Consider the following 15256-nt stretch of genomic DNA (forward strand, 5'->3'; position numbering starts at 1 on the left):
AAAAAAGATACAAAAAATATGTATAAAATGATTGAAAAGGAGAAAATAAAAGGCATCAGGGTGTTTTTATTGACGGAATAAAGAGAAAGAATTATGCTTGATTTATCAAAATAAAGTGGGAGGCGTGTATTTTTATGAAGATAACAGCCATCAAATTGGGCAGAATTTCTGTGCCGCTGCGCGTTCCCTTCAAAACGGCTCTGCGTCGTGTTGATTCCGTAGAAGATATCATCGTTGAAGTGCATACGGACACGGGGGAAATTGGCTATGGAGAAGCGCCTCCAACCGGTGCCATTACGGGTGATACGACAGGAGCCATCATTGGCGCCATCACCGACCACATCCGTAAGGCCCTTGTGGGGCGTGATATCGATGATTTTGAGGACCTGACAACAGCTTTGGACGGTGCTGTTGTCAAAAACAGCAGTGCCAAAGCGGCTGTCGATATGGCCTTGTGGGATCTGTACGGACAAAAATATCAGATTCCCGTCTATAAACTGCTCGGTGGAGCTCGGAAAAAGATTATCACGGATATTACGATCAGCGTCAATCCACCGGAAGAGATGGCCCGTGATGCGGTAAATGCCATCAAGCGGGGTTATGATACCTTAAAGGTAAAGGTAGGGGTCGATCCAACTCTTGACGTAGCCAGGCTCAAAGCCATTCGTGACGCTGTAGGAAGCGCACCCCGCATTCGCATTGATGCCAATCAGGCTTGGGCTCCAAAAGAGGCTGTCCGTCTCCTGAACGAAATGCAGGAATCCGGATTAGCCATTGAACTTGTGGAGCAGCCGGTCAAGGCCCATGACCTAGAGGGACTGACGTATGTGACGGAACGCTCCTATGTGCCGGTCCTTGCCGATGAAAGCGTCTTCAGCGCTGAAGATGCCCTGAAAATCGTGGAAATGCGGGCAGCGGACCTCATCAATATCAAGCTCATGAAATGTGGTGGTTTGACAAGTGCCCTCAAGATTGCTGCCTTGGCGGAGATCTCTGGCATGGAATGCATGATTGGCTGTATGTTGGAGGCCAAAGTGAGTGTCAACGCGGCTGTGCATCTAGCCTGTGCCAAAAAAGTCATTACCCGCGTTGATCTTGATGGACCCGTCCTTTGCAGTGAAGATCCCATCGATGGCGGTGCCGTCTTCAACGAAAAGGAAATTACCGTTTCTGACGCACCGGGCCTCGGGATCAAGGGCATCCGCGGTTTGACTTATCTTGATGTGTGACGGCGCCTGGTTTTCCTGAAGGGAAGTGGATATAATGGTCATTACGAATGGTTTTATGTATATTGCTTTTCTTATGTGTTTGGCAGGGATTCTTCTTGCCCTTGAAAAATACACAAAATGGAAGATTTTCAATGTCGTGCCGCCCCTTGTCTGGATCTATGTCCTCAATATGATTTTCTGCACCTTGGGTCTCTACCATTCCAAAGAAGTTTCCGCTGCCTATAAAGCGCTGAAGAACAATCTCCTGTATGCTATGATTTTTGTCATGCTCCTGCGCTGCGATTTCCGGAAACTTGCCAAGTTAGGCGGGCGCATGGTGGCCATCTTTCTTGGCTGCTCCCTCACGCTTTTTGTCGGGTTTATTGTTGGGTACCCCATTTTCAAGGGCTCTCTTGGCAGTGACACGTGGGGTGCTGTAGCTGCCCTGTATGCCTCTTGGGTTGGCGGTTCTGCCAATATGGCAGCCATGCAGGCTGCCCTTCCCGTAGACGCCGGCGCTTACAGCTGCGCACTCGCCCTTGATACGGTCTGCTATTCCGTTTGGATTGCCTTGCTGCTGCTCATGGTCCGCTATGCTTCCAAGTGGAACAATGCTGTAAAGGCCGATACGTCAAAGCTTCAGGCTGTAGCCGATGCCGCTGCGGCGGAAGTGGCAAAGGAAAAGAAACAGGCTGGCGGTGCGGACTGGATCTTCCTCATTGGACTTTCCCTTATTGTCTCTGCCATTTCCCAATATGTAGGGGCTTCCCTCAACGGGGCACTTAGGGATGTTGGTCTTGCGATGTTCGATAAAGGGTCCATGACGACCCTTTTTGTAACGGTCCTGGGCCTTGTCTGCGCCATGACGCCTCTTGGCAAGGTGCCGGCTGTAGAGGAACTTTCCAGCGTTTATCTGTATGCAGTTGTTTCCCTTCTTGCTTCGACGGCTTCTGTAACGGATCTTCTGGCAGCTCCTATGTGGGTGGTCTATGGGTTCTTTATCCTAGCCGTTCATGTGATCCTTATGTTCTTTTTGTCAAAACTTTTTCATTGGGATCTGTGCATGGTCTCTACAGCATCCCTTGCTAATATTGGCGGGGCGGCTTCTGCTCCGATTGTGGCTTCTGCCTATGATGCCTCCTATGCAGGCATTGGGGTCCTTATGGGCGTCTTAGGGGCTGCTGTTGGGAATTTTGCCGGCATGATCTGCGGCGCTATCCTTAAGATGATGTAATTCATTTCAAACGGGGCTGTCTATTAGGCAGCCCTCTCTTTTTGTGAAAGGAGGAATTGTTGTGGAAACATGGGATGCATTGCAAAAGGATGTGGAGATGTATCTTGCAAAGCGCCCGGGCAAGACCGCAGTCAGTTGCTGGCTCCTTACGGAGAAGCAGGGGTTTTCCATCGGAGGAAAAAATGAACTGCCTTCGGCAAGTCTCATCAAGCTTCTTGTTCTTGTGGAACTTTGTGAAGAAGTCAGGCGAGGCAGGGCAAACCTTAAGGAAGCAATCTCCATTTTAGGGTCAGCCATAACTGGCGGTGATGGAATCATAAAGGAATTGAAAATTGGGCACACTTTCACGCTGGAGGAACTGGCCACGCTCATGATCATTGTCAGTGACAACGAAGCGGCCAATCAGCTGATAGATAGACTGGGCATGAAGGCCATCAATGAAAGAGCAAAAAAGTTGGGCCTTGCACAGACTCACTTGGGACGCTTGATGATGGCTGATGCGTCAGGGGAAAAAGAAAGGGACAATTGGACAAGCGCTGATGACACAGTTCATCTGCTGCGTGTAATCTGCGAGACTGCTAAAACAGGCAGCCCCCTCGGCCGCTGGATGATTTCCCTTCTTGCCCGTCAGCAGCAGGAGGGAGGCCTTAGACGCAATCTTCCTGACTTTGTGCAGGTTGCCCATAAATGTGGAAATCTTGCTGGCGTGGAACATGATGCAGGCATCTTCTTTGGAAAACGGCCTTACTTATTGGCCGTCCTTACGACAGAACAGCCTGCATCTTATGTGGGACGGGAAACCATCGGTATGGTCAGTCTCCTTTGTGCCAGAGCCTTTGGCTTGTTAGGATAATCTAATTTACTAAAGTTCGGGAAAATAAAGGAAATGCGCGAAAAAAGAGAAGAAAAATAGATGAAAATGAAAAAAATATGATAAAAACTCAAACTTTAAGATTATAAAAATATAAAACGTTCGTAAAATTTGCAAAAAAGACTAGGCAATCTTTTTTTCGTATGCTATAATAAGCCATGTAATTCAAGAGGAGATTCAATTCTCTCGGATTGCTTCCTTGTTGAAGGGTGTACATTGTGGACGGATGGCTGTCCGCGGTGCAGACCAAATGTGTAAGTCGATAGATAGGCGAGATAGGAAAGGGGTAATGAAACTATGTATCAGAAAGATCTTCTTTATGTGATCAAACCGAGCCAGCTCACACCGGATACGTTGAGAGCCATCCTCCTGCAGCATCCGGAAGTCCAGTTCGTTTCTTTCATGGGCATTGATTTTGCTGGCAACGATACGGATGAAAAAGTTCCTATCAGCGCTTTGCTCGATGATATGGAAACCATGCTCTATGAACACACGGCCCAGACGGATGGTTCTTCCGTTGTCCTGCCTGGCGTGGCTTCTCTTGATGACGCCCGTGTTGACATGGTGGCCGATCTCAGCGTCAACTGGTTTGTTGACTACAACACGGAAAACTTTGATGCTGATAACGGGAAGATGATTGGGACGCTCCGCATCCCTTGCTTCTTGAAGCACAACAACGAATTCGTTGATTCCCGCTATATCCTTAAGAGCACCCTTGATTATGTGGGAAAGGAACTGCTCGCGGAAATGAAGAAGGAAGGCAGCGTCCCGGGCCTTGCCTGCGATCCCAAGGAAATCGAGGAAATTGTTTTCACCAGCGCAACGGAACTTGAGTTCTGGACCAAGACTCCTCGTGAAAATGTTTCAACAACGGATCTTTCCTCTTCCCAGGTCATGCAGGAACAGTATTGGCAGCGTACGCGCGGCAATGTTCGGACTTCCTTGGAACAAGCCGTCCAGACCTTGAATCTCTATGGTCTTAACCCTGAAATGGGGCATAAGGAAGTGGGCGGTGTCCGCGGCCAACTCGATGAAAATGGCAATATGACCCACGTCAATGAACAGCTGGAAATTGATTGGCGTTTTTCGACCCCGCTCCAGGCTGCGGATAATGAAATCCTGGTCCGCAGCGTTGTGAAGGAAATCTTCCGCTCCAATGGACTTGAAGTTTCTTTCCAAGCCAAACCAATCTTCGGGGTGGCCGGAAGCGGTGAACATACTCACGTCGGGATTGCCGCCCGCCTGAAAGACGGTAAGATCATCAATCTCATGAGCCCTGCTGATATGAAGAAAGATTTTCTTTCTGCCGTAGGCTATGGTGTGCTCATGGGCATTCTCAAGAACTATGAAGTCGTAAACCCCATCGTTTCGGCTACGACCGATGCTTTTAACCGTCTGAGACCTGGATTTGAAGCCCCTATCTGTATCGTAACGAGTCTTGGCCGCAGCTATGATGTGCCGACCCGTAATCGGACCATCCTTGCTGGTCTCATTCGTGATGTTGATAACCCGAAGGCAACGCGTATCGAAATGCGGGCTCCCAACCCTTTTACCAACACTTATATGGTTACGGCGGCTTTCTACCTGTCCGCCCTTGATGGAATTGTTGCCGTCTTGCGTTCGGGCAAGGATACAAAAGCCCTTGAAAAAGAAATCTCCAAGAAACCGGGAGAAGAAGGATTCTACCTTGAAAAAGATCGGGCCTATCGCGCTGAAGATAACGTCTTTGAGGACTATACGGAAGACGAACGGAACAAGTACTTTGGCAAACCGCCGGCAACGGTTTGGGAAAACATGAAAGCCTTTGATGCCTATCCGGAAAAGGTGGAAGTCCTGACCCGCGGCAACACATTAAAGAAGCTGTACCTTGAATCCTTCAAGGAAGGTGCCTTGATTCGCTGGCAGACGGAACTGCTCCAGCATCTTATCCCCAATGACCGCAATAAGGTCAAGGCCATGAAACCCGTGAAGACGGCTTCGTCAACGGCTTGGGATGATGGACTGTGGCAGCGTGTAGAGGACCTGCGTGTTGAAATTGCCAAGGATACGGACACGAATACGAGCCTTTTCAGTCAAATCAAAAAAGCGTTTGCTGACGGAGATTTTGACAAAGCCTCCAATCTTCAAGTACAATTAAATCGTAAGATGGAAGAATTGGAAGCGTTGTATACGGATTACCTAGACAACATGATCTGATCCTTCCCGTAAGGGAGGTTGAGAAGCTGTGCGTGTAAGGAAATTAGGTTTCCTCCTGGCACTCCTTCTTCTTTTGACAGCGCCCCTTAGTCGCGTACAGGCCGCCAAGCTAGTGGCCCAGTACGGTGCTAAGGGGCGTCGTGTCGAAGAAGTCCAATCGATGCTCCATGAGCTGAAACTCTATCGGGGCGAAATTGATGGAGAGTTTGGTAAAGGAACCAAGGAAGCTGTCCTATCATTTCAGAAAAAACAAGGCAAAAAATTAACCGGTTCCGTAGATTGGCCCCTTTATAACCTGATGAGTAAAAAAAGCGGCCTTTCTTTTGGTCGGTACCGTAAGATCTGGACCATGGAAGCCTCGGCCTACAGCCCTCAGGATCCCGGTGTAGGAAGAATGACTTCGACCGGGCGCGTCCTGCGCAAGGGGATTGTGGCCACCGATCCTTATATCATCCCCATGGGAACCAAGCTCTATATCATGGGCTATGGGGAAGCGGTCGCGGCTGACGTGGGCAGCGCCATCAAAGGAAACCGGATCGACCTTGCGTTCATGAGCCGGCGGGAAGCCCTTGAGTGGGGCAGACGACGCGTCACCGTCTATATTTTGTAGAGGAGGATTTTCCATGGCAAATGTAATGAATGCCCAAGAAATCAAGGAATGGATGTACCACAAATTCGAAGAAAATGCTTTTATGAAACTGGCTGATATCAGCATCCTGGAAGTGACCTGCGGCGCTTGTAAGATGGCTATGGACGTCGACCCGAAAAAACATGGGAACCGCTACGGCGTGGTTCATGGCGGGGCTCTTTTTACGCTGGCCGATACGGCCATGGGAGCTGCCTGCTACAGCATTGGAGCTAAGGTTGTCACCCTTTCAAGCTCCGTCAATTTCATCCGCAATACCGCAGAAAAATGCCGCGTCATCGCCACGGCAACCCTCATTCACGTGGGGCATTCCACCATTGTCTGCCGTGTTGATATTGAAGGACCGGATGGACGCAAAATGGTTGATGTGACGGGCACCATGTTTGTTGTCGGCCATTTTGACGAGATTCCCCAAAAGTGGTAAAATAAAAACTACCTATGAGTCATTTGTCAATACTTGCCTGACTGGCGGGTCCGCTAGGCTAGACCAAGAGGGAGCCCGTTAGGGAAAACAAATCATAATCAGGAGGATCACATGGATTTCGCATTAACGGAAGAACAGTTGGAACTTCAGGCCATGGTTCGGGAGTTCGTCGAAAAGGAAATCGTTCCTTACACGGATGAAATGGATAAAAACAATGCCTGCCGTCCGGAAATTATCAAAAAAGCAGGGGACATGGGGCTGCTGAACCTAGTTGTCCCGGAAGAATATGGCGGACCGGGCCTTGACAGTGTGACCATTGCCATGATTTACGAAGAACTGGGTAAGGGCTGTGTTGGCGTGGCTACGTCCATTGCTGCAAATGCTCTTGCTTCCTATCCTATCTTGATTGCTGGCAATGATGAACAGAAGAAATATCAGTGTGATCTACTCAATAACGGCGGCTTGGCTGCTTTTGCCCTCACTGAACCGGACGCTGGTTCCGACGCGGGCGGTGTTTCGACGAAAGCCGTCAAGGAAGGCGACCATTATGTCCTTAACGGGAGCAAGGTCTTTATTACTAATGGCGGGATTGCTGACAGTTTCCTTGTCTTTGCCAATACGCGTAAAACAGGCGGGATCCGCGGCTTGACCTGCTTTATCGTCCCGAAGGGGACACCGGGCTTTTCTGTTGGCCGTAAGGAAGATAAGATGGGGATCCGTCCTTCCAATACGTGTGAGCTCATCCTGGAAGATGTTGTTGTTCCTGAATCCATGCGCGTAGGCCGGGAAGGCCAGGGCTTCCGCATTGCGATGCAGACGCTTGATTCTGCCCGTCCCTTCGTTGCTTCCGTAGCTGTAGGTGTGGCTCAGTCGGCGCTTGATATTGCAGCTCATTACGCACGGGAAAGAAGACAGTTTGGCCAGCCCATTTCTTCCTTCCAGCTCATCCAGGGCATGGTGGCAGATATGGCCATGAAAGTCCATGGCGCCCGCCTGATGGTCCAGCAGGCCTGCTGGATGCGTGACCAGGGCCTTGAATTTGGCATGGAAGCAGCCATGAGCAAGTGCTTTGCTTCTGATGTGGCGATGGAAGTCACGACAGATGCAGTCCAGATTATGGGCGGTTATGGCTATATGAAGGACTATCCTATGGAAAAGAAGATGCGTGATGCCAAGATTCTCCAGATCTACGAAGGAACCAACCAGATCCAGCGTCTTGTCATTGCCAATAAAATCCTGTACTGATGATGCTGAGGGGGGCTGCTTGGGCAGTGCCCCCCCTTTTTTTTGCTGAAAAGGAGACAGTCATGAAATCTTTTACCATGTTTGGCAGCCATGTCTGCCCTGATACGATTGCCGCTATGTGCATCTTGGACAAAAAAGGACTTTCTTATACGTACAAGGATATTACGGGCACCATGATCTTCCTGAAGGAATTTCTTCATCTCCGTGACAGCCGTGAAGACTTTCAGGCCGTCAAGGAGGGCGGATATGTAGGCATTCCCTGTTTTCTTTTTGAAGACGGGAGCCTTACGTTTTCCGTAGAAGAAGCCATTGTGTGGAGTGGGAAGGCAAAATGATTATCAATCTGACACCGGAAGAAATAAAATGTTGCTGATGTCTTTTGTGAGTGGACAGAATACTCCATTTGCGGGGTGCCTGTCCGCTTTTTTCTAAGGGATGATCTCAAAAAAAATACGTAAAAGTGGGATAAAATGCGGCCCGGTGGGCCATAAGCGCCAAAGTGCATTTTCCGTCAATGCAGGCAATTTTCAGATACTTAGAGTTGCCAAGGCGGACAATCTGTCATATAATGAGTGTTATGAATGAAACGGTTTTTCTTCAATAATTAACCATAGGAAGAGGTAACGACATGAATAGTGAAAAGCTGCTGGCCGAAGCCAAAGAAGTCGTTCGGGACCTGAGTGTCCGCGAACTGATCGAAGCATCCATCCGCAATGGGGAAGGAACGTTCTCCGATCGGGGAGCCCTGCGTGTTACGACGGGTACCCATACGGGACGGTCCCCGAAAGATAAGTTCATTGTCGATACGCCCTTGACCCACGATATCGTAAATTGGGACAATAACCAAGCCTGCACGGAAGAGACCTTCAACCGGCTTTATGCCAAGTGTGAAAAGTTCATCAAGACTCATCGTATCTATGTAAAGAACGTCAAGGCCGGAGCCGATCCCAGTTATCAAATCCGCGTCAAGTTCATTAATGAAATGGCCTGGCAGACGGTCTTCATCAGCCAGTTATTCATCAAGACGGATGAGCCAAGTACGGTGCCGGAAGACTTTACGGTCATTTCCCTGCCCGATGTCATGGCAGATCCTGCTGTTGACGGAACGAACTCTGAAACCTTCATCATTTTGAACTTTGACAAGAAAGTTGTCCTCATTGGCGGTGGTCTTTATGCTGGGGAACTCAAAAAATCCATTTTCTCCGTCATGAACTTCCTCCTGCCCCAGCAGGATGTTCTTTCCATGCACTGCTCCTGTAATGAAGGCAGCAAGGGTGATGTGGCCCTTTTCTTTGGGCTTTCCGGTACGGGGAAGACGACCCTTTCCGCAGATCCCCATCGTGCTCTTATCGGTGATGATGAACATGGCTGGGGGGATAACGGCGTCTTCAACGTTGAAGGCGGCTGCTATGCCAAGTGCATTGACCTGACCGAAGACAGTCAGCCTGAAATCTATCGCGCGGTCCGTTTTGGCGCCGTCATGGAAAATGTTGTCGTCGACCCTAAGACGGGAGCGCCTGATTTCAGTGATAATACCATCACGGAAAATACCCGCGTGGCTTATCCTTTGAATTATATCCCCAATGCTAAGATTCCAAGCCGTGCCGGCCATCCCAAGAACATCATTCTCCTCACGGCCGATGCTTTCGGCGTTCTGCCTCCGATTTCAAAGCTTACGAAGGAACAGGCCATGTACCATTATCTGACGGGGTATACGAGCAAGGTCGCTGGGACGGAACGGGGCATTACGGAACCGCAGGCAACGTTCTCCACTGCCTTTGGCGCACCTTTTCTGCCCCTGCAGCCCCTTGTCTATGCAAAACTCTTGGGTGAACGGATTGCTCGTCACGAAACCAATGTGTACTTGGTCAATACGGGGTGGAGCGGCGGTCCTTACGGCGTTGGCAAGCGGATGAAGCTTGCCTATACGCGGGCCATGATCCATGCAGCCCTTGATGATGAACTGGGGGAAGAAGGTTGGACGACCATGCCCATGTTTGACATTGCCATTCCTAAGTCCTGTCCCAACGTGCCGAGCACGATCCTCAATCCGCGGAATACGTGGACGGATAAGAATGCCTACGATCAGATGGCAAAGAAACTGGCCGGCCTCTTCATTGATAACTTTAAGAAACTCTTTGAAGGCAAGGTCACGGATGATATTGCCTCTGCCGGTCCACATATTGATGATTGACTGCCCGTCCAGGGAGTGCTGCCATCAAGCAGCACTCCTTTTGTTTTCTTGTGAAGTCCCTTCCTTTTCTGGGAGACTTTGGCAAAGGGCAGGGGGAAGTGTGGTATAATAGACGCCGTAAAGGAAGGTGGAAGCCATGATCATCGCGTGTCCCACGCTTAACGAAACAAAAAAATTGGGCCGTGCCCTGGGAACCGTCCTTGGTGACGGTGATGTGGTCCTTCTTGACGGGGACCTCGGTGCCGGCAAGACGACCCTTGTTACGGAAATTGCAGAAACACTGGGCGTGGACAGACGGGACGTATCAAGTCCCACGTTTTCTCTCATGAATGTCTATCGGGGGAAGAAGCTGACTCTCCAGCATTTTGACCTCTATCGTCTGACTTCCAGTGAAGAATTGGATGATATCGGGTTTTATGAATATGTCGGTGCTCCCGGTGTGACCTTCATTGAATGGGCAGAACTTTTCCCTTGTGAGATGCCGGAAGACCATTTGTCCATTACCCTCCGTCAGGAGGGGGCTGGGCGAGTGGCCGAACTGGTGCCCCATGGTGCCCATTATGAAGCGCTTGTACGAAAGGTGGAAGAATTGTGCTGACCCTTGGAATCGATACATCGACCCGGGTCTCCTCCGTTGCTCTTTGTGATGGGGAAAAGATCCTAGGAGAAGTGGATATCAATGTTGGAATGACCCATTCTGAAGGACTCGTGCCCCAACTGGAGGTCCTATTGGAACGGACCCATATTCAAAAAAGCGAGCTGGAACTGATTGCCGTAAGCCGCGGTCCCGGCTCCTTTACAGGACTGCGTATCGGTATGGCGACGGCGGAAGCCCTGGCTTACAGCCTAAAGATTCCGCTGCGTGCCGTCGACACTTTGGAAGCCATCAGCTATAACCTGCCTGTGGCAGGAGTACTCCTTGTCCCCGTCCTTGATGCCCAGAAAGGAAACCTTTATGTAGGGCAATATCTTTGGGACCAGGGACGCCTGGAAGAAGTGGAACCGGTTTCTATCCTTTCCCAGAAGGAAATCATTCCCCTTATGGAACAAAAGGACCGGCCTGTGATCCTTTTGGGAGAATGTCATCGCATCCCCAAAAAAGAGGGGTTCCTGGTTGCTATGGCACCGGAAAGTGCCCGCATGCCCAGAGCCAGTTCTGTTGCAATCCTTGCCCAGGAAAACTATGAACCGGGGGACCTTTACGATTATTTTGGAATGGAGCCTTTTTACATCCGGCGCTCTGAGGCGGAGGAACTATGGGAAAAGCGGCATCCATCGAAGTAAGAGAGCTGACGGAAGGGGATCTTTCCTGGGTCCTTCCCATGGATGAAGGGGCCTTTTCCTTAGCGTGGAAAAGGGAAACCTTTTTGGAAGAACTGACAGGGCGGCTTGCCCATTACTATGGCGTGTTTGAAGACGGCACGCCTATTGCTTACGGCGGTTTTTGGCTTGTTGCCGGCGAAGCACAGATTATGCGTCTTGCTGTCGATCCAGGCCGACGGGGTGAGAAAAAAGGGCTCTTTTTGGTGGCTTCCCTGATTGAAAAGGCACGGGATCTTGGTGCGGAGGAAGTGACCCTTGAAGTGAGGGAACACAACCTGCCGGCCCGTAAAACCTATGAACATTTGGGCTTTTTTTCCTGCGGAAAACGGCCCCATTATTATGCAGACAGTGGGGAAGACGCCGTGCTCATGCGCCTTCTCCTTACTGATATGTAAGAAAGGAACATGATGGAAAAAGATCTTACCATCCTAGGCATTGAAAGCAGTTGTGATGAAACCGCAGCATCCGTCGTCCGGAACGGGCGGGAAGTGCTCTCCAGTGTTGTATCGACACAAATCTTGGTACACCGTAAATTTGGCGGTGTCGTTCCGGAAATTGCGTCCCGGAAACATATCGAACATGTCATGCCCGTCATTGACGAGGCGCTCAAGAAGGCCCATCTTGGGTTAACGGAGATTGACGCCATTGCTGTCACCTACGGACCGGGCCTTGTAGGGGCCCTGCTTGTCGGCCTCAGTGCAGCAAAAGGGCTTGCGCTTGGAACAGGAAAACCCTTGATTGGAGTCAATCACTTGGAAGGGCATGTTTTTGCCAATTTTCTTTCCGATCCGGATCTAAAACCGCCTTTTTTGGCCTTGGTTGTGTCTGGCGGTCATACCTCCCTGCTTGTTGTGGAAGACTATAACACGTTCCGCCTTTTAGGTCAGACCCGTGATGACGCAGCCGGTGAAGCCTTTGATAAGATTGCCCGCTTTATGGGCCTGCCCTATCCTGGCGGTCCGGAAATCGAAAAACTCGCCCTTTCCGGCAAGGCGGAGGCCATTGATTTTCCGCGTCCGCTTCTGCCCAACAGCTATGACTTTAGCTTCAGCGGCCTGAAATCTGCCGTCATCAACTATCTTCATGCACAAGCACAGCGCGGTCTTGAGGTCAAGCGGGAAGACGTGGCTGCTTCTTTCCAGGAAGCCATTGTGGACGTTCTTGTAACCAAATGCAAGGAAGCTCTTATTGCGACAGGACTTAAGAAAGTTGTCCTGGCCGGCGGGGTGTCTGCTAACCGCCATCTGCAGGAAGCCCTTGCCCAAGGCGCTGATTCCGTGGGGGCGGAACTTGTCCATCCAACGCCCATCCTCTGTACGGATAATGCTGTCATGATTGCTGTACGGGGATATTATCAGTATCTTGCTCACGACTTTGCCACCCTTGATCTTAATGCCAATCCTTCGCTCAAATTGGGGGAGGCGTAAGAACGCAGTCTTAATGAGGAGCGCAGGCGGATATTGTAACCGCCTGTTTTTTTCGATATAATATAAGATATGTAAAATACCCGGTTTTCCGGTTCTATGATGGGAGTGTGTGCTTGTGCGTCCTGAGTCTAAGCAGGAGGGATCCCGGGGGACCCATAAACGCTTCATTGAGCATCATTTGAGTTATTTCTTGCCCACGTTCTATATGCTGAGCGACTGGATCTTTATCCTTTTGGCGGAACATCTGGCCGTCAGTGCCCGCAATGGTCTAATGGGCAGTTCCGTGCTGCACATTGCTTGGCTCAATAAGTGGATTGTATTCCCCCTCTTTTTTATTTTATTTTTACGGGCCGGGCGGGTCTATCAGAAACCGATGGGAATCTGGCGCCTGCTGGAGCGTATTTTTTACGGCTGTGCCTATGCCATTTGCCTCATTATCCTCTTGGTCTACTTGACCCACATTGGCAATTCCACGAGCCGGCTCTTCATTGCTTTCTTGGGAATCTTTTCCTTCCTTTTCCTCAGCCTTTCGCGCCTTGTTATGACAAAAATCCTTGACTGGGCCGGTATTGGGCGCTATCCAGTCCTTCTTGTTGGGGCCGGCAAGACGGCACAGCTGCTCCTGCGCGGCATCAAGGACGACGTCGGGCTGAATTATCATGTCATTGGCTATGTCGATGACGCTGGGGAGCGAAAGGAAAATGTTGGCAATCTTCCCTATCTGGGAACCTTGGACGAGATTGAGCCGATCTTGACAAAAACGCAGGTCAATGATGTTTTCATTGCCGCTCCCGGGCTTTCTCCAAAGAAGCTTGACAGCCTGATTTACCGCATCCAGCCCCTTGTCAGGAATCTCTCCTTCATCCCTGATCTCATTGGGCTTCCCGTCAATGGGGTCACTGTGGAAAGTCTCTTTAATGAGCGGCTGCTTGTCATGGGCCTGCGCAACAATTTGGCTAGAAGTTACAATAAGATTCTGAAATACCTTTTTGACATGGTCCTGACCCTCATTGGCATCCTTGTGATCAGTCCAATCCTGCTTCTCTTGGCTCTTTTGGTACGGCTTGATTCACCAGGCCCCATTCTTTTTGCCCACAGGCGGATCGGACAGGGCGGTAAGGAATTCCCTTGCTATAAATTCCGTACCATGTGCGTTGATGCCGATGTGAAATTAAAGGAGTACTTGGCTTCCCATCCGGAGGCCCGGGAAGAATGGGAACGGGACTTCAAGCTTAAGGATGATCCCCGCATTACGCGGATTGGGCACATCCTGCGCCGGACGAGCCTTGATGAACTGCCCCAGCTCTTTAACGTCCTTAAAGGAGAAATGAGTCTTGTTGGGCCGCGCCCCATTGTTCGGGCTGAAATCCCTAAATATGGCAGCTATATCTCTGACTTTTATATGGTTCGTCCCGGCATTACGGGGATGTGGCAGGTGAACGGACGCAGTGATACGACCTATGAGGAGCGGGTCCAAATGGATTCCTGGTATGTCCGCAATTGGTCGATTTGGCTTGACCTGTCCCTGCTTTGGAAAACATTCAGTGTTGTATTACATCATAAAGGGGCCTACTGATGAGGAGGCCCTCTTTGTTTAGGAGGAACACTCATGCAAAAAGTGCGTAAAGCCGTAATTCCGGCTGCTGGTTTCGGAACCCGTTTCCTGCCAGCTACAAAAGCGATGCCCAAGGAAATGCTTCCCGTTGTTGATATTCCGACCATCCAATACATTGTAGAGGAAATCCGTGCAAGCGGGATTGAACAGATCCTTATCATCAGCGGCCATGCAAAGCGAGCCATTGAGGACCATTTTGATTCATCTCCCGAATTGGAAAATCATCTCTATCAAGCAGGAAAATTGGAACAACTGCGGCAAATCCGTGATATCTCAAGCATTGATATCCATTATATCCGTCAAAAGCACATGCGCGGCCTGGGAGATGCCATTTACTGTGCCAAGGACTTTGTTGACGGTGAACCTTTTGCCGTCATTTTAGGGGATGATATTGTCTATACGGAGGGAAAGCCGGCCCTGCGTCAGCTCATGGACCAATACGAGGCGACAGGAGCAACAATCCTGGGCTGTCAGACCGTGCCCCGCGAAGATGTCTCCAGTTATGGCATTGTAAAGGGCAAGGAAGTCGATGGTGTAGATGGCCTCATGAAAGTCGAGGATATGGTGGAAAAACCGGCTGTCAAGGACGCACCAAGCCGTATGGCGATTTTAGGTCGGTATGTGATTACGCCGGATGTATTTGATGTCCTTTCTGAAACAAAGCCAGGAAAGGGCGGCGAAATCCAGCTGACTGATGCCCTTCGGGTCATGAGCCATCGTGAGCCCCTTTATGCTTACCGTTTTTCCGGTCGTCGCTACGATGTGGGCAATAAACAAGGTTATCTCCAGGCCATGGTGGAATATGCCCTGCGTCGGGATGACCTAAAAGACGAATTTGCTTCCTATTTGAAGAACATCGTCAAAGGTCTGTAG

At 50.1% G+C, this 15256-nt stretch carries 15 protein-coding genes; all 15 read left to right on the forward strand.

What is annotated here, in order from left to right; all coding sequences use genetic code 11:
- The first annotated feature begins 134 nt into the window (after window positions 1–134).
- Window positions 135–1229: a dipeptide epimerase gene (locus tag DW817_RS00195; RefSeq protein WP_021736915.1), complete on the forward strand. Its 1095-nt coding sequence runs from the start codon at window positions 135–137 to the stop codon at window positions 1227–1229.
- A gap of 34 nt (window positions 1230–1263) precedes the next feature.
- A complete protein-coding gene (locus tag DW817_RS00200) occupies window positions 1264–2442 on the forward strand; it encodes a DUF819 family protein (protein WP_009014901.1) in 1179 nt (392 codons plus the stop codon).
- 61 nt (window positions 2443–2503) lie between these two features.
- Complete coding sequence (locus tag DW817_RS00205) at window positions 2504–3295, forward strand: serine hydrolase (RefSeq protein ID WP_021737010.1); 792 nt, start codon at window positions 2504–2506, stop codon at window positions 3293–3295.
- A gap of 315 nt (window positions 3296–3610) precedes the next feature.
- Complete coding sequence (locus tag DW817_RS00210; protein ID WP_009014899.1) at window positions 3611–5509, forward strand: glutamine synthetase; 1899 nt, start codon at window positions 3611–3613, stop codon at window positions 5507–5509.
- A gap of 28 nt (window positions 5510–5537) precedes the next feature.
- Window positions 5538–6119, forward strand: coding sequence for a 3D domain-containing protein (locus DW817_RS00215; RefSeq protein ID WP_009014898.1), 582 nt, complete (start codon window positions 5538–5540; stop codon window positions 6117–6119).
- A gap of 13 nt (window positions 6120–6132) precedes the next feature.
- A complete protein-coding gene (locus tag DW817_RS00220; protein ID WP_009014897.1) occupies window positions 6133–6579 on the forward strand; it encodes a PaaI family thioesterase in 447 nt (148 codons plus the stop codon).
- A gap of 111 nt (window positions 6580–6690) precedes the next feature.
- Complete coding sequence (locus DW817_RS00225; protein WP_009014896.1) at window positions 6691–7824, forward strand: acyl-CoA dehydrogenase family protein; 1134 nt, start codon at window positions 6691–6693, stop codon at window positions 7822–7824.
- 62 nt (window positions 7825–7886) lie between these two features.
- Window positions 7887–8159, forward strand: coding sequence for a hypothetical protein (locus DW817_RS00230; RefSeq protein ID WP_016459725.1), 273 nt, complete (start codon window positions 7887–7889; stop codon window positions 8157–8159).
- Window positions 8160–8452: 293 nt separating this feature from the next.
- A complete protein-coding gene (gene pckA, locus DW817_RS00235) occupies window positions 8453–10018 on the forward strand; it encodes a phosphoenolpyruvate carboxykinase (ATP) (protein ID WP_120110284.1) in 1566 nt (521 codons plus the stop codon).
- 136 nt (window positions 10019–10154) lie between these two features.
- A complete protein-coding gene (gene tsaE / locus DW817_RS00240; RefSeq protein ID WP_009014893.1) occupies window positions 10155–10616 on the forward strand; it encodes a tRNA (adenosine(37)-N6)-threonylcarbamoyltransferase complex ATPase subunit type 1 TsaE in 462 nt (153 codons plus the stop codon).
- Window positions 10610–11302 carry a tRNA (adenosine(37)-N6)-threonylcarbamoyltransferase complex dimerization subunit type 1 TsaB gene (tsaB, locus tag DW817_RS00245; RefSeq protein ID WP_009014892.1) on the forward strand — a complete coding sequence of 231 codons (693 nt, stop codon included), beginning with the start codon at window positions 10610–10612 and terminating at the stop codon, window positions 11300–11302. Before tsaE ends, tsaB begins: the two co-directional genes overlap by 7 nt.
- Complete coding sequence (gene rimI / locus DW817_RS00250) at window positions 11275–11736, forward strand: ribosomal protein S18-alanine N-acetyltransferase (protein ID WP_009014891.1); 462 nt, start codon at window positions 11275–11277, stop codon at window positions 11734–11736. Before tsaB ends, rimI begins: the two co-directional genes overlap by 28 nt.
- 9 nt (window positions 11737–11745) lie before the next feature.
- Complete coding sequence (gene tsaD, locus DW817_RS00255; RefSeq protein ID WP_021737046.1) at window positions 11746–12768, forward strand: tRNA (adenosine(37)-N6)-threonylcarbamoyltransferase complex transferase subunit TsaD; 1023 nt, start codon at window positions 11746–11748, stop codon at window positions 12766–12768.
- Window positions 12769–12883: 115 nt separating this feature from the next.
- Window positions 12884–14344 carry an undecaprenyl-phosphate galactose phosphotransferase WbaP gene (wbaP, locus tag DW817_RS00260; protein ID WP_016459721.1) on the forward strand — a complete coding sequence of 487 codons (1461 nt, stop codon included), beginning with the start codon at window positions 12884–12886 and terminating at the stop codon, window positions 14342–14344.
- Window positions 14345–14377: 33 nt separating this feature from the next.
- A complete protein-coding gene (gene galU / locus DW817_RS00265; protein WP_009014888.1) occupies window positions 14378–15256 on the forward strand; it encodes a UTP--glucose-1-phosphate uridylyltransferase GalU in 879 nt (292 codons plus the stop codon).

Source organism: Acidaminococcus sp. AM33-14BH, assembly GCF_003603525.1.
GTDB lineage: Bacteria > Bacillota > Negativicutes > Acidaminococcales > Acidaminococcaceae > Acidaminococcus > Acidaminococcus intestini.